The following is a 15,554-nucleotide window of genomic DNA, read 5'->3' on the forward strand; positions in this document are numbered from 1 at the left end:
ACCACGCGTGTTGGTCTGCGGCGCAGCTACCAGTATACTTTGCGCCTCTTAAACTCCGACGGCATAGTATCGCCGGACCGCCTCGGGAGCAAACATCCGCAATGAGCCATTTCCATGCCCACGATGTGCTAGTTATCGGCAGCGGCGCTGCTGGCCTATCACTGGCGCTACAGCTTGCCAACCACGCCAAAGTCGCCGTGCTGTGCAAGAGCGAGCTCAACGAGGGCGCAACCTATTGGGCTCAAGGCGGTATTGCCGCTGTCCTCCATAAAAATGACAGTATCGATGCCCATGTCAGCGACACCCTGAACGCCGGCGCACAACTTTGCCACGAAGACGCCGTGCGCTTCACCGTTGAGCACAGCAGCGCCAGTATCGACTGGCTGCTCGCTCAAGGTGTCCAATTCAGCCGTTTTGACAACGACAGCAACGAACTACACCTCACCCGGGAGGGCGGCCATAGCCAGCGCAGAATTATTCACGCGGCTGACGCTACGGGCCGCGCGGTGTCGACAACGCTGAGCACCAAAGCCAAAGAGCACCACAATATCGAGATATTTAACCGTCACGTCGCAATAGACCTCGTCGTCCGCGACGGACGCTGTCATGGCGCCTACGTGCTTAACAGAGACAGCGGCCATGTGGAATTGTTCCACGCCCGCGCCAGCGTTTTGGCAACCGGGGGCGCAAACAAGGCCTACCTTTATACCAGCAACCCTGACGGCGCTACCGGCGACGGTATTGCGATGGCGTGGCGTGCGGGCTGTCGGGTCGCGAATATGGAATTCAATCAATTCCACCCCACGTGCCTGTATCACCCCAAGGCGAAGTCCTTCCTTATCACCGAAGCCATACGGGGAGAAGGTGGGAAATTGCTCAACGCCAAAGGCGAGCGCTTTATGCAGCGCTATGATGAGCGCGGAGAACTCGCCCCTCGCGACGTTGTTGCGCGCGCCATCGACCATGAAATGAAGCGGCTCGGCAGCGACTGCGTCTACCTAGACATTAGCCATAAAAGCTCAGAGTTCCTGCTTGAGCACTTTCCCACTATTAAAGCGCGCTGCCTTGAGCTCGGTATCGACATCAGCCGCGAAGCGATCCCGGTCGTTCCCGCCGCTCACTATACCTGCGGTGGCGTGATGGTCGACCAACGCGGCCGCAGCGATGTTGAGGGACTGTACGCCATCGGTGAAACCGCCTTTACCGGACTGCACGGCGCAAATCGCCTGGCGAGTAACTCACTGCTCGAATGCCTTGTTTATGGCGGCGCGGCCGCAGCAGATATCAACAGCCGCCTCAACGACCTCAGCGCACCGCTTATTGCGCCACCCTGGGATGAGTCAATGGTGACTGACTCTGATGAAGATGTGATCATTTCGCACAACTGGGACGAATTACGGCGCTTTATGTGGGACTACGTCGGCATTGTACGCACCGACAAGCGCCTGCAGCGGGCACTGAACCGCGCCGCCCTATTACAGCAGGAAATTGCTGAATATTATTCCAATTATAAAGTCAGTAATGATTTATTGGAGCTGCGCAATCTCGCCATGGTTGCTGAACTGATTATTCGCAGCGCCATGCAACGGAAAGAGAGCCGAGGCCTCCACTACACGCTGGACTACCCCGCCACGCTGCCCACGGCGCAAGACACCGTATTGGTACCTGACAATTACGGTCATCAGAGCACGAGCTAAACTGCAGCGCTTGGGTAATGACAGACAGTGATACGCTACCAACGGCCATGTAACAGAGCGCGCCGTAAGGCGCGAAAGTCTTCCCGACTTAGTTGATCCGCTAGTATCGGTAGCGACCAACACCGACCATCGGCGCAAAGCTGTAATACCAGTAAATGACGGGAGAAGTACTGGCAGCAGAGGTCCAGGCCCACGACTTTGCCCTCAATGTCTGCTCGCCAACCGCGGCCGTCTACGTGTAACACCAAACCGTTGCCGAAAATAACTGACCGCGTTTTTCGCCAAATCCGCCATACGTAGGCCAGCACGATACATTGAAGAAGCAACACGGCGCTCGCTGCCAGGAAGGCGCTCCCCGCCCAACGCTCAACCGACGGAGCGATGGTGGGTGTAAGCACTAGCGCCAACGCGGCGAGCAGGCAAAATACGCAAAAGCCGATACGCGAAGCGCGCAGCTCAAGCCTTAGCGGCGCGGGAGAATGCGTTGATATCATTCACAATACTGGCCAACTCAGGGTCTTCCGGGCTGGTGGTTCCCAGAAACCACTGGAATAACTCAGTATCCTCACTCTCAAGCAGGCGAATGAAACGCTGCTGATCGCGCTCGTCGAGGGACCGGAAGCGCTGCTCAAAAAAAGGCACCATAACTAGGTCTAATTCGAGCATGCCACGCCGGCAGGCCCAGTAAATTCGCTTGATCTCGTTTTCCGAAAGCATTATTTTCCACTGCATAAAGGGAGAGCCACCAACATTGGCGACATTTACTTGTATAGTATACCGTGATCCTGAGCCAGTATTGCAGTCAAAGCTCCCCCGCCACTGGTAATTCACGCCGCGAAGCGGTTAGCGTCTAACCGAAAGGCGTGAAAATCACACCAGAATACTATCCCTCATTCACCACACGGTACCGACGAAGCGGTAGCACAGGACCCATGAGCACATTTGAAGCGCTACTTTCTAAGCAATTCCCCCAGAGCCAAATCAAACCGAGCGGCTTCTGGGCCAGCGGCGAGCAACAACACGGCGCAGCCGACTGGGTATCACCGCTCTTTCAGTACGACTTTTTACACGTAGATGGACCTGACAGCAGCACTTTTTTGCAGGGGCAAACCAGCTGCGACTGGCGCGCGATCACCCCGGCCCAGGCCAGTCGCGGCGCTTACTGCAATATCAAAGGTCGCGTGCTGAGCAGCTTTATCGGCGCTCAGCCTTCCGAAACACTGGCCCTGTTGCGTATGCGTGCCGATATTTGTGAAAACACCCGCAGCCTGCTGAAAAAATATATTGTGTTCTCAAAAGCCGAAATTGGTGATCAGCCCCGAACGCGCTTTGCCATTGGTGTGGCTGGCCCCGGCGCCAGGCAGCGTTTGCGCACCCACTTCGGCGCCGCCCCCAGCGCGGCGCTGGAGAGCCTCACCGTAGACCCTGACACGATCATCGTTCAACTGGACGACGACGGCCTGCGCTATGAATGCTGGCTCACCGACACGCGCGCCGCCGAACTTTGGCCCGCGCTCTGTGACGGCGTCGCCATCTGCGATAGCGCTGACTGGGAGAGAGATAACATCCTGCAAGGGGTCGGCGAGGTGCACGCTGCAACACAGGACCTCTTCCTGCCCCAACAATTGAACTACCAGTTGGTGGGCGCGGTAAATTTCAAAAAGGGCTGCTACACCGGCCAGGAAGTCGTCGCTCGCATTCAATATCGAGGCAAACTCAAACGCCGTCTCTACGCTGCGAAAGTGGATGCCCTAATAAATGAAAGCGATGCTACGGAGCTGTTTGGCGACGGTGACACGCAGAGTATCGGCAAGCTCGTTTCGCTATATAATGCAGATGACCACAGCATACTGCTGGCGGTACTCGCGGTTGATGCGGTGAACTCGCCTATCTTTACCGCCGACGGCAAGCACCGCGTCACACTGCTACCGCTTCCCTATGAGCTACCGGACCTGTAAATCGTTACGCAGAAGGTAGGCGCCAATCGACAGGTGTCTGCCCTCGCGCCTGTAAATAGGCGTTGGCTTGAGAAAAATGCTTGCAGCCGAAGAAACCTCGGTAGGCCGACAGCGGCGACGGGTGAGGCGCCTTCAGGACGCAGTGCCTGCTCGAATCAATCGCAGCGCCCTTCTTTTGTGCGTGAGAGCCCCACAGTAAAAACACCAAACCGTCGCGATGTTGATTTAGCGAAGACACGATTGCATCGGTGAACCGTTCCCAGCCCTTGCCCTGATGAGCACCCGCCTGTCCTTGCTCGACCGTGAGAACACTGTTGAGCAATAGCACACCCTGCTCAGCCCATGACTGCAGATAACCATGCTGCGCAGGTTCGATCGCTAAATCACTCTGCAGCTCTTGAAAAATATTGACCAGCGACGGCGGCGGCTTTACCCCCGGTTGCACAGAAAAGCACAAGCCGTGGGCTTGGCCAGGGCCGTGATAAGGGTCCTGCCCTAAGATCACTACCTTTACCTGCTTGAAAGGCGTACTGTCTAACGCGGCGAACCATTGAGACGGGCGAGGATAAATCTGTGCCCCCTGCTCGCGACGCTGCTGCAAGAATTGCCGCAGCGTATGCATATACTCCTGCTCGAACTCTCCACGCAATTCCTCAAGCCAGGACGGCTCTAGCTGTATCGTAGCGCTCACCTGCACTCCTCCGCTATTTACAAGCCGGCAAGCATAACAGCAGCGCCCTCGCTCAGGTAGTAAGAAAAAAGGGCTGAGGGCAGCCCAAAGCAAACGTTACGATAAACGTATTAGTGGCGCCAACCAGCGATCGTAATTGGCGGGAAATAAACGTTGAACCCAATCCAGAAAAACGGCGTCGCTGCCAATGAGCAAACGTCGACGGCGGCGGTGCATGGCATGAATAATTTTCGCTGCAGCTCGCTCGGGGCTGGTGCGCGCCACCTTGTCGAAATTTGCCGCTGTGGCGTCCAAATCACTCTCCTGGCCGTGAAGGTCATGAAAATGTCGCCCGTTTCGCGCAATATTCGTTTTAATACCGCCGGGGTGGACGGTCAGCACCGCAACGCCACTGCCCTTTAAATCCTGACGGAGAGACTCTGAGTAGCCACGTACGGCGAATTTTGCCGCGTTGTAGGCCGACTGCGACGGCACCGCCAGCAGGCCAAACAAGCTGGATATATTGACGATACAGCCACCCGCGTCCTTTACGTAAGGCAAAAACGCTTCGCAACCGTTGACGACACCCCAAAAATTGATATTCATCAGCCAGCTAAAGTGCTCTCGGGGCTGCTCCGCGGCATGACAACTCAGCGACACACCCGCATTGTTTATCACCGCATCAATCCGTCCGAAATGTTCTTTTACCTCTGCGGCCCAGAGGGCAACAGCCGTCTGCTCAGCAGCGTCAACGCAACTAAGCAGCAAGTGTTGTTCATCCGCGAGCGGGCGCAAGGCGGCCAAATTTTTTGCTGATATATCCGAGGCTGCGACTGCGCAGCCCTCCCCAATAAGTTGCTTTACCAGCGCTAAACCAATTCCCGACGCCGCACCCGATACGGCAACAACCTGTTTTACCTTAGTCATCAATAGACCTCTTTGAACACTTAGGGAAGCTCTGCACAATCCAGTGCAAGGGGTTCGTGAGCGGATAATGCCGGTTTGGCGCTATCCGCTGCGACAACACGATAGTCCGACAAGGCAAAGCGGCGCGTCATCAGGCGGTAGCGCCACGAAAACCCCGGCCATAGCGTCGTGTTGCGGCCATCTTGGGTCAGATACCAGCTGTTACAGCCCGACATCCAGGTCGTTCCACGAAACATGTTTTGAATACGCTTGTTGTACTGATCCTGCACATCCGCTTTGATGTCCAGACCACAATCTGGCCGTTCGCGCAGCGTCTGCAAGTATTGCAGCACATAGCGAATCTGCGACTCGATGTAGAAGATAACGGAGGTATTACCGGGGCCGGTATTAGGGCCCATCAGGTAAAGCAAGTTCGGGTAGCCAGACACAGTAATGCCCTTGTACGCCTCGGCCCCCTCAGCCCAATCCTCTTCAAGAGAGCGCCCACCCAAGCCGCGAACAGGCATTGGCGCACCCGCAGAGGGAACCTTGAAACCGGTAGCAAGAATCACCGCATCGACTTCGTGCCGTTCACCGTCACTGCTATAAATCGCCGATTCATCCATACGCGCTACCCCGTCGGCCACCACATTTACATTGTTCTGGCAGAGCGCGGGGTAATAATCATCAGACAACAATACGCGCTTGCAGCCCATCGAGTACTGCGGTGTCAGGGCGTTTCTGAGCGCTTCATCTTTAACAACGCTGCGCAGGTATTTGCGCCCGGCCCACTCGCCCAAGCGAGTGAATAGACTGTCCCAGATAAATGCTGGCAAGACGCTTTCCATCTTCACATACTGAAGGCGCCTAATTATCCGCTGCAACAGCGGCCACCGGCGAAAACGCGTGTGTTCATCCGCGGTTAGGCGGCGATCGTTTTTGGGTAGCACCCAGGGCGGCGTACGCTGAAATACCGTGAGTGAACCGACTTCTGGCTGAATAGCGGGAATCACCTGAATAGCACTAGCGCCAGTACCCACCACCGCAACACGCTTGCCGCGTAAGTTAGCATCGCGCTGCCACTGTGCGGTGTGCATCACCACCCCTTTAAAGCGCTCAATACCCTCGATATTGGGGTATTGAGGAATGTTCAGAGCGCCGATGGCAACCACAACAGCACGCGCAAATACGGGGTGCCCGCCTGCCAACTCCAAACGCCACTGAGCGCCGCTTTCACAATAGTCAGCCGCGGTTACCCGCGTGGAGAAGCGAATTTTTGGCCGCAACTGATATTTATCCGCGCAGTGGCGCAGGTAGCGATAAATCTCTTGCTGTGGGCTGAACAAGCGCCCCCAACGAGGATTGGGCTCAAAGGAAAATGAGTAGAGATGCGATGGCACGTCACAGGCCGCTCCCGGGTAGAGATTGTCGCGCCAAACCCCGCCAACGTCCTCCGCTTGTTCGAAGAGCTGAAAGTTATTGATACCCTGCTTCTGCAACTGAATAGCCAGGCCTAGCCCACCGAACCCCGCACCGATAATCGCCACGTCCAACACAGTGTCCTGCGCTCGCTGATGGATATTCGCATTCATAGTGATAGTTCCATTTTGCCGACCCAAAAATCACGAAGCACATTCGCCGTCGCCGCGGGCTCCTCCAACATCGGCAGGTGACCAACGCCCGGCATCACCATCACGTGGCTCTGGGGAATTTGCTGCCGAAAAGCGTCACTGCAACTCACATCAAGTACCCGGTCGCTATCGCCCCACAACACCAGCGTTGGTGCGGATATCCCCTGCAGACAACACCATGTATCGTGCAATGACGTCACGAGAGACTCGAAAAGATACTGATTCACGGGGTGGCGATGACACATTTCTCCGGCCATTGCCCAGGCTAACCCCATCCCCATTAGCCGGTGACGGCGGTGTAGGCAAATCGCCATTACCTTGGCGGTGTCGCTGTGTTGTTTTGGCGCAAGGTAGTTGCGCCCGGCGGCCAAGCCACTTTCCAACACGCTCATTCTGCTACCGGGGGCACCGGCTGCATTCATTAGGCACAGCGCCGCCACGGATTCTGCATGGCGAGCCGCCAGTTGCGCGGCAATTGCCCCACCCATTGAACTGCCCACCACGTAGGCAGGGCCACCCCCTTGTTTAGCCAGGAATGCCGCCATTCTGTCCGCTTGAGCACTCAGTGCATACTCAGCACCGTAGCGGAATTCGCTGACACCAAAACCCGGTAAATCGGGCACCAATAAGCGAAACGTCTGCGCCAGTCTCGGCAATAAAAACGCCCAGTTTTCGCGACTGGCACCAAAGCCATGCAGTAACAGCATGGTAGGCCCTTCCGCCTGTCCGCCTACCCAGTACTGAACTCGGTGACCATCAATCATCGAGACCGCCTGACGCATCCCTGCTCGCAGCGCCATAATTGGCTGCAAACAGCGCCACAGCGAACGTGCCTTTGGCTGCCAGGCAGAAAGCACTGCCGCATCGTGCTGAGCAAGTGGGCCAGCCAGAAACTGCTGCTGCATTTGCAGCAGCGCATCCGCCTCATCGGAAATTGGCACCGCTAAGGTGTTCACGCGGCCGCTCCGGCTGCTTTGTCATAGCCTTCGACTTCGGCGACCAGTTCATCGACGGTCTCTAGATAACGGCGATTGTCGTGATCCCAGGGGTGAAAGCCTGGTTTAAAGAAATCGAGCCAATCCGGAATAACCCGGCGCAACGTACCCGGCGAGCCCCACAGAAAATTAAATGCACCCAGCCAGCCCGTCAGGCTAAATAGCTTGCCCTCTCGGGCTACCATGCCAATGTGGATGGGAATCACCATCACCCAGAACACCAGCGTGGCAACGATCAAGGCGAGGCAGCGGCGAAAATACGCCAACGGCCCCTTGCCGACCACTTGCTGGTACACATCGAAGGCAACGGCCTTATGCTCGGTTTCTTCCAGGGCGTGCCAGCGCCACATAGCGGCAAAGCGCGGCTCTGAACCCGCCAGTGTGCGCGGCTCTCGCAATACAATATCAGCTAAGATTGCGGTTAGGTGTTCCAGGGCAATTGTGATTGCCAACTGCCCGGCGCGCCCTTCAATCTTTCGGGTAATGTTTAGCAGGCCAAGCACAATCCGTGAGTTGCGCTTTGCCGGCATGCCCCGCTGCTCCAGGGCATCGTTATAGTCTTCATGTTCGCGGCCGTGCATCGCTTCCTGACCAATAAAGCCGCGCACTGCCTCTTTCAGTTCCGGGTCGGTCACCTCATCACGATACGCGCGCACGCTGTCGATAAAGAAGCGCTCACCGTCGGGAAAAAACAGCGACATCGCATTGAAGAAATGACTGACATGAACCCCTTTTGCATGCCAATCGCCAACCCGATCTGCGGGCAGATTAAATTCTAAATTACGTCTTATGGGCATCACTGTTGTTTTCATAGCTTGCGCCTCCTGATGAGCCATAAATTTATGTTACACCATTTGATGTATAATTAATGTTACATCAATCTATGTCAAATTAATTTTGACTTATTTTTTGTCTGGCCCGCTGGGGCTAGAACGGATTGAAATTCTGGTATTGCGCTTGCTGAACGACAACGCGCAATTGCTTTAAGGTCTCGAACGGGTTGTCCACAATCAGGCTATTAACCAGGCCAGAGGGCAAGCCGCCGGCAGGGTCCAGATGCAGCTGAAACACCACGTTTGTTGTGCCATCTTCTTGCGGCGTTAACTCAAAGAACCCACGCAACGCGGTAACCCGCTTAACACCTTTGGCCTTTGGAACAGCGTCCCGACTGCTCGCCGGCAGCTCATCCTCGGCGACACTTTCCAGGCTAATTCGCGTCACTCTGGTTGCCGGGTCCTGACTAATTTGATTGCGAATTAGCATTTCGCGATCAGCGGCAGGCCAAGGGAAATCATTTAATAAGTACTGATAGCGATCCAACAACGACGACTTATGGAGTAATACCGCCTGCCGGCAGTTGTACATCCACTCGGTAAAGGCCTCCGTATCATCGAGCACTGCCATAATCTGGTTAATCTCCGCGTCCACCTTTGCCTCACCGCGAAATTCCCTGAAAGCGGAGTTCGCCACCTCACGGGTAAATACCGCTATCCCCTGCTCGCGCTTTTCTTCGCGCCACTCTGCGGCGTGGCTGAATGTAGCCAGCATCATCAAACACACTGCGGCCAGCCACTCGGCGCCGGTAAACTTCTTCATCAACGTCATCATTATCTGTCCTCTTTCAGCGTGCGCCGCTCGGCACTCACAGGCGGTAACTGAATTGCAGGGCAACTGAACGCGGAGCCTCAATAAACCCTGTGTGACTGGTCGTGCCAAACAGTGTCTTGGCAAGTGGGGTATCGGCGGCATAGACGACAATCACTTCATCCGTCAGGTTTTTGCCAACCAGCGCCAGCTCCCAGCTTTGGTCAATGGCCCCCACGCCCAAACGGCCATTGAATTTGTAGAAACCCTCTTGCTCAACGCGCGGGTCAAGGTTGCTGGAAGGGTTGTATTTATCGGTGAAAATGACATCCAGCGAAGCGCCAATGCCGATGGTGGGACTGATAGGTCGAACGTAACCCACAATAAAGGTACCCGACCAATCCGCCACATACTGGTTCGACCACCCGGTATAATCGCAGTCGCGGCCATTGGGTGCGTCGGGCGCTTGGTCCTGGCGACACTGGCCATTTTGGAAATCTTTGAATTCAAAATCGAGCAAGGCCAGCGCCCCCCCGAGAGTGAGATAGTCTGTAACCTGCCAGCGACCGTCCATCTCGATACCCATGGTCACAGCCTCCTTGGCATTCCCCACTTGGAAGCCGATGCTGCCATCAAAAATACTGATCTGCAGGTCGCTGTATTCGGTGTAGAACGCGGCAATATTAAACTCTGCGGCACCGTCAAACAGGCCGGTTTTCAGGCCCAACTCATAACTCAGGGCCTCCTCTTCATCGTATTCGAAGGTGCCCTCAAGAATGGTTTGATTCGGTGCGAGTGCGTTGGGGTTGCGATAGGTCAATTCAGCTTCTGGCGTTTGGTTAGAGCGCGCATCAAAGCCCCCTGCCTTGAAGCCTTTTGTCGCCGTGAAATATGCCATGCCCTCATCGGAATAGTCCCACTGCACATTTATCAGCGGCGAAAACTGGCTTTCGCTGCGCTCGCCCTGTAAGTCATGGCGCTCCATCGCAAAGGTGATTGCTGCCACCGTGTCTACCTCACCCTGCGGCAATTCATTGCCATCAAGATCCGTAATTGTCAGCTTTCTGCTTCCCTTCTTGTTTTCATAGGTATAACGGCCACCCAGGGTTAGCCGCAAGGTATCGTGCAGATTGACGGTTGCCTGCAGGAACGCCGAGGCAATTTTGGATTTACTGGTAAATTCCCGGGGGCCTTTAATGTCTCTAATGGCATTCCCCGCATCACCAAAACCCAGGATTTCGTAGGGGTCTGCAGCCAGTGTTAAGGGGTCAAGATCGCCCCTGGCACCGCCCTCTATGAAGTCGGCGGCATTTAACAGCTCTACCACCAGGTTCGAGTCTTGAATTAACTCATCATTGAACAGCAAGTCGTTCTGCTGGAAATACACCCCGGCGATATAATCCACAAACTCCCCACCGGGAGAGACCCAGCGAAATTCCTGACTGACCTGACGGTAGTCCTCTTCCATCTCAAACTTAAACAACTCTGCGGCAGTGGCATCGCAGTCGCACAAGTCGTTGTACTGGTAATCGAGAATCCCTGTGATAGACCGAAATTCATGACCGCCTGGGCTAACCCAGCTGACATTCAGCGTCAGGTTATTGGTGTCATTATTGCTGTAATTTCCGTTGGAGTGCCCCTTGTAGTCGAGATAGTTATTTCGAACCGAGTCGTCGGTATCAACGTCCAAAAAAGGAGGATAAAAGCTGCGATCAAGAATTTCCGATTGTGTGCGCCCCGCCAAGACAAAATTGCTCGACGTCGAAGGTTCATCGTTGATGATCTCAGCGTGACGCCCCACGGTGTCAAACTTGCCCCGCTCGTATTTTAATTCGGCGCGCAGCTGGTCAGTCACATCCCAGGTGCCCTTCAAGCGAAACGTGGCCTGGTCGTACTGAGGTCCCTCAATATCTAAATTGAGGTCTTCCATATAGCCACCAAACTCCCGCAAGCGCGCAGAAAACCGCAAACCAAAATTGTCGGTAATTGGCCCCGATAACATCACATCGACCACTTTCTCATCAAATTCTGGTTCGTAAAGCGCGGAAAACAGCCCCTCAAGCTCATCGCCGGGCGACGCTGTAATAATATTGATCGCCCCGGCAATACTGTTCTTGCCCTGCAGAATATTTTGCGGGCCGCGCAACACTTCAACGCGCGCAAGGTCGAGAAAAGGCGCGCGGGCTAACTGGGCGCGCCCATAATAAATACCGTCTACATACATCCCTACCGACTGCTCGAACCCCTGGTTCATGCCGGTACCGATACCACGCACGTAGATATCGGTGCTGATACCACTCTCAGTGACAGTAAGATTGGGTACGTAGGCCTGCAGGTCTTCCATGCGGTTAATGCCCGCTTCGAGCATTTTTTCGCCGCCGATGGCGCTCACGGAAACGGGCACATCTTGCAAGCTTTGCTCGCGATGCTGGGCAGTGACTAGCACCTCCTCAAGTTTCGCCGCAAACGAAGACACCGGAACGGCGCAGGCCAGCGCTATGCCGCCCGCGCGTAATATGCTAAAACTACCCATTATGACACGCCCTTATGTTGCAATTTATTATGTTACATTATTTGATGAAACATAAATGGCGACCGTCGCCTTGTCAACACAGTGACGGCATTTTTGTGCAGTACCGACATGCACCCGGGGCTGAAATTACTCAAGCCTTTGATTAGAATAGATTTTCATGGCAGCTCATGTACGCCTGCCAAGCCTTCAACCCAGTCCGAGCAGCAAAAAGCCAATGCATTTCCCCGAAGACACCATGAACAACATCGCTCAATACCTGCCCCAAGGGGCAGAGGCCAATGCCACAAGCGACAGTGAGCAACGTGAATACAGTGTTGAGGAGTTGGCTTTGGCGGCGAACACCACCGTTCGCAACATCCGCGCCTATCAGGACCGCGGTGTCCTGCCACCACCGGCGCTGCGCGGCCGCAAAGGCATTTACAACAACCAGCACCTCTCGCGACTGCGACTAATTAGTAACCTGTTGGAGCGTGGCTATACCCTCTCCTCAATCAGGGAACTGCTCTCGGCAATGGAGCAAGGCATTGGCCTGAGTGAAGTACTGGGAATGGAGTCGGCGATAAATTCGCCCTGGGGGAAGGAAGACCCAATCAACCTGCCAATGACCGAAATGGTAAAAATGTTTGGCACCAAACTGACGCCGACAGCAATAAAAAAAGCGGCTGAGTTGGACTTATTCTCGGTCAACGGCGCGCAACTGCGGGTGACCAGTATGAACACCCTCAAGGTCGCCCAGGAGTTGTGTAAAACCGGTATTCCACTCGAGGATCTGCTCGAGATCCTCACCCTAATGCGGGGCAAGGTGCAGCCCGTCGCAGACTCCTTTGTAAAACTGGTCACTCAGCATGTGCTCGAGCCCTACGGTGAACAGCCCCTTCCGCCCAAAGAGGAGTTTCCGCAAATTGCCGAGTTAGTATGGCGCCTGCGTCCCCTCGCTCAAATTGTAGTAGATGCGGAATTAGGTCGGGCTATGGACTACGCGGCAAGCCGCTTTTTGGCAGACAAGCTCGAGTCCATTTTAAAGCAGCTACCCAAAGAAGATTAAACCGCCGCCAAGGCGTGGGTTAAAAACAGTACTCACTGGTGGGCTGAACATCGATTTCGTTAAAGTCGATGAACTTCGCGCAACTCTCCAGCATGGCTTGCATACGCTGCTGGCAGAGCTCGGGCTGGCCATCTGCGTTGTAGAACGCCTCTGCACTGGTCATTGCCTCAGCAGGAAAGCACTCTTCGACGATCGCCTGATAGGCGCCGCCGTCCTCGTTCAGCCCCGACACCACACGATTTTGCACATAGCGAAAGGTGGACTGTGTGTCGATGGCAATTTGGGTGTGGGTATTTTTCCAGTAGCCCAGCCACTGCTCGTATGTCAGAAATTCAGGACAACGCAGCAGTGCCACCTGACTAAAACCCGGGGTGCGCTGCCCAGCTGCGACCGGATACCGGGTATTTCGCAGAGGCTCTTCTGCCTCCACCTGATACACCGCAACCTTAGCCGCAACGTTTGCAAGCACCGCGATGGCTTGATCAAGCGTTTCATCCGCCTCGCAATAAAAACTGCACATTGCATTAAATAGTGCCACGCCGTCGCTGGCGATACGCTTTTCAGCGGCCGCCGCAACGTCGCCATCGGCAAGGTTTAGTTGCAGGCGGCAAAGCCCCTCCAACGCCAGCAGCGCGGGCGGAACATCCGCCAATACACGGTCAAAAAAGTCCTCGGCAGACCCAGAGGCCCACAAAAAAATTTGTATCTTGCGCATTGGCAGAGAGCCCCTTGCTAAATTAAATACCGATGGGTGGCGTTGCCGTAGCGGCGTTGTCGATCAGCATTTCTGCGGCGTTGACAAAACGAGACTCATCCGAGGCCAGGTAAGTTACCAACGCGGCAATATCCTCGGGCTCACACATTGGGTTTGCCTCGGTAGACAAGGACTCAATCTCCTCGCGGCTAGCGGTCTCAGCACCGGTGGCAACTTTGAATACCATCGGGGTTTTCACGCCATCGGGATGAATGGAGTTACAACGAATACCGTTACGTTTTTCTCGGCAATACAGCGCCACTGCCTTAGTCAATGCGGCCACAGCGCCTTTACTGGCACTGTAGGCGGCAACGAAAGACATACCGTGCAGTGCCGCCACTGAAGACATATTAATAATCGAACCGCCATTGCCGCTGGCTTCCATAGCAGGAATCGCCGTTTTACAACCGAGGAATACCCCTTCGCTATTTACCGAGTTTACCCGGCGATAGTCTTCCAAACTGCACTCTACAATGTTGCCCAGAGCCATCATGCCAGCGTTATTTACCAACACGTCCAAGCGGCCGAACGTCTCCACAGCGGTATTCACAACATTTTGCCAATCCGCTTCACTGCTCACATCGTGCTTGATAAATATCGCTTTCTCACCGATCTGTTCGGCCACTGCTTGGCCATCTTTTTCATTGAGATCGGTCAGCACGACATTCGCGCCCTCAGCGGCCAGCATGATTGCGTCAGCTTTACCCATTCCACTTGCAGCGCCTGTCACAATGCAGACTTTCCCGGCGACTCTACCCATCGTAAAAACCTCTTTCTTCTTAAATTAGTCTCGCCAGTGGAGCGGCCCACTGGCGATGAGTTACACATCTATAACCAGAACAGTAAATCACGCTATCGTGAAAAAACATAGCGCGACGCAATTACGCTTTGGTAAGAATTCAGTGGCAAAAACACCGCCTGCAAGTCATTTTAATTATCCTTTGTATCGACTACGCTCAGCGTGCTAGCCACCTATTCTGCGACACGGGAGACACAATGCGCATCGTCTATCTGGCCGAGAGGCTCGCCTATTTATCACTGATCATGCTGGTAGCAAGCGCCGTTACCGTGCGCGCCGACCTCGCCCATTTTAGAGTGGGGCTGCTGATTTTTGCCGCTTCGGCACTTTTCTCGCTAAGCGCCATCACACTATCCGCCCTATTTAGCCGTCGCTGCAAAGATGCAAATGATCAAAAAAGGCTCAGCCGCGCCGCCGTTATTGCGCTACCCGCCATCGGTTTTATGGCCTTCAATATACTTTCCGGCAGTAATCGCCCTCTGATCCACAACATCAGTACTGACCTGGTGTCACCGCCGAGTTTCATTGCAGCAGCGTCGTTACGCAAGACGGGCGACAACCCGCTGCGCTACACCCAAGAGGTCGCTGACATACAGCGCGCGGCCTACCCAGATCTCGCAGGGATTACCACTGCCTTGCCGCTGGATCGCGCTCAGCAGCTCTGCATCATCACCGCGCAGGACATGGGCTGGGAAATACACTACCAACAACCCGGCCACATAGAGGCGACAAGCCGAAGTTTCTGGTTTGGCTTTACCGACGACATCGTCATCCGGCTGCAAGAAACCGAGGGTGGCAGCAAAATCGACCTGCGCTCCGTATCACGCGTTGGCAAGGGTGATCTCGGCGCGAACGCCGAGAGAATCATGCGCTTCAATGCACAGCTGGCCCAGCGCTTACACACCATGCAACAACCGTAGTTGCGGTCTATAGTAGGTGGACGAAGGACGTTTATTTCGGTTTACCCTAACAGACGTCCTCG

Annotated in this window: 15 protein-coding genes; 4 read left to right on the forward strand and 11 right to left on the reverse strand. The window is 54.9% G+C overall.

Annotation, left to right across the window (positions count from 1 at the left end; translation table 11 throughout):
- Positions 1 to 101 precede the first annotated feature (101 nt).
- Complete coding sequence (gene nadB, locus AC2Q8J_RS03680; RefSeq protein WP_486452124.1) at positions 102 to 1,697, forward strand: L-aspartate oxidase; 1,596 nt, start codon at positions 102 to 104, stop codon at positions 1,695 to 1,697.
- A gap of 35 nt (positions 1,698 to 1,732) precedes the next feature.
- On the opposite strand, the gene AC2Q8J_RS03685 is transcribed toward nadB, so the two are convergent.
- Positions 1,733 to 2,191, reverse strand: a complete 459-nt coding sequence (locus AC2Q8J_RS03685) for a protein YgfX (protein WP_486452125.1) — start codon at positions 2,189 to 2,191, stop codon at positions 1,733 to 1,735.
- Positions 2,154 to 2,414: an FAD assembly factor SdhE gene (locus tag AC2Q8J_RS03690; protein ID WP_027872700.1), complete on the reverse strand. Its 261-nt coding sequence runs from the start codon at positions 2,412 to 2,414 to the stop codon at positions 2,154 to 2,156. Before AC2Q8J_RS03690 ends, AC2Q8J_RS03685 begins: the two co-directional genes overlap by 38 nt.
- 215 nt (positions 2,415 to 2,629) lie before the next feature.
- Here AC2Q8J_RS03690 and ygfZ point away from each other — a divergent pair, with 215 nt between their 5' ends.
- Positions 2,630 to 3,655 carry a CAF17-like 4Fe-4S cluster assembly/insertion protein YgfZ gene (ygfZ, locus tag AC2Q8J_RS03695; protein ID WP_486452126.1) on the forward strand — a complete coding sequence of 342 codons (1,026 nt, stop codon included), beginning with the start codon at positions 2,630 to 2,632 and terminating at the stop codon, positions 3,653 to 3,655.
- Between the two features lie 4 nt (positions 3,656 to 3,659).
- Here ygfZ and ung read toward each other — a convergent pair whose 3' ends face one another.
- From ung to AC2Q8J_RS03730, 7 genes are all read right to left on the reverse strand, one after another.
- Entirely contained in the window at positions 3,660 to 4,346 is a 687-nt protein-coding gene (gene ung / locus AC2Q8J_RS03700; RefSeq protein WP_424142832.1) for a uracil-DNA glycosylase, read from the reverse strand.
- 96 nt (positions 4,347 to 4,442) lie between these two features.
- Positions 4,443 to 5,252 (reverse strand): SDR family NAD(P)-dependent oxidoreductase, encoded by an 810-nt coding sequence (locus AC2Q8J_RS03705; RefSeq protein WP_486452127.1) that lies wholly within the window; start codon positions 5,250 to 5,252, stop codon positions 4,443 to 4,445.
- Between the two features lie 20 nt (positions 5,253 to 5,272).
- A complete protein-coding gene (locus AC2Q8J_RS03710; RefSeq protein ID WP_486452128.1) occupies positions 5,273 to 6,823 on the reverse strand; it encodes a flavin-containing monooxygenase in 1,551 nt (516 codons plus the stop codon).
- Positions 6,820 to 7,818 carry an alpha/beta fold hydrolase gene (locus tag AC2Q8J_RS03715; RefSeq protein WP_486452129.1) on the reverse strand — a complete coding sequence of 333 codons (999 nt, stop codon included), beginning with the start codon at positions 7,816 to 7,818 and terminating at the stop codon, positions 6,820 to 6,822. Before AC2Q8J_RS03715 ends, AC2Q8J_RS03710 begins: the two co-directional genes overlap by 4 nt.
- Entirely contained in the window at positions 7,815 to 8,669 is an 855-nt protein-coding gene (locus AC2Q8J_RS03720; protein ID WP_486452130.1) for a metal-dependent hydrolase, read from the reverse strand. The genes AC2Q8J_RS03715 and AC2Q8J_RS03720 overlap by 4 nt, the downstream gene beginning before the upstream one ends.
- 115 nt (positions 8,670 to 8,784) lie before the next feature.
- The gene (locus AC2Q8J_RS03725; protein ID WP_424144118.1) at positions 8,785 to 9,465 is read right to left on the reverse strand and encodes an START domain-containing protein; all 681 of its coding nucleotides are present in this window, start codon (positions 9,463 to 9,465) and stop codon (positions 8,785 to 8,787) included.
- 34 nt (positions 9,466 to 9,499) lie between these two features.
- On the reverse strand, positions 9,500 to 11,974 hold the full coding sequence (locus AC2Q8J_RS03730; RefSeq protein WP_486452131.1) for a TonB-dependent receptor: 2,475 nt from the start codon (positions 11,972 to 11,974) through the stop codon (positions 9,500 to 9,502).
- Between the two features lie 157 nt (positions 11,975 to 12,131).
- On the opposite strand from AC2Q8J_RS03730, the gene AC2Q8J_RS03735 reads away from it, so the two are divergent.
- Positions 12,132 to 13,019, forward strand: a complete 888-nt coding sequence (locus tag AC2Q8J_RS03735; RefSeq protein WP_286695029.1) for a MerR family transcriptional regulator — start codon at positions 12,132 to 12,134, stop codon at positions 13,017 to 13,019.
- A 19-nt stretch (positions 13,020 to 13,038) separates the two neighbouring features.
- Here AC2Q8J_RS03735 and AC2Q8J_RS03740 read toward each other — a convergent pair whose 3' ends face one another.
- Together AC2Q8J_RS03740 and AC2Q8J_RS03745 are read right to left on the reverse strand one after the other, a co-directional pair.
- Positions 13,039 to 13,734 carry an EthD domain-containing protein gene (locus AC2Q8J_RS03740; protein ID WP_486452132.1) on the reverse strand — a complete coding sequence of 232 codons (696 nt, stop codon included), beginning with the start codon at positions 13,732 to 13,734 and terminating at the stop codon, positions 13,039 to 13,041.
- 22 nt (positions 13,735 to 13,756) lie between these two features.
- Entirely contained in the window at positions 13,757 to 14,533 is a 777-nt protein-coding gene (locus AC2Q8J_RS03745) for an SDR family oxidoreductase (RefSeq protein ID WP_204995604.1), read from the reverse strand.
- A gap of 236 nt (positions 14,534 to 14,769) precedes the next feature.
- On the opposite strand from AC2Q8J_RS03745, the gene AC2Q8J_RS03750 reads away from it, so the two are divergent.
- The gene (locus tag AC2Q8J_RS03750) at positions 14,770 to 15,492 is read left to right on the forward strand and encodes a DUF1499 domain-containing protein (protein WP_486452133.1); all 723 of its coding nucleotides are present in this window, start codon (positions 14,770 to 14,772) and stop codon (positions 15,490 to 15,492) included.
- Positions 15,493 to 15,554: the final 62 nt, after the last annotated feature.

This window comes from Spongiibacter sp. C9W (genome assembly GCF_057370015.1).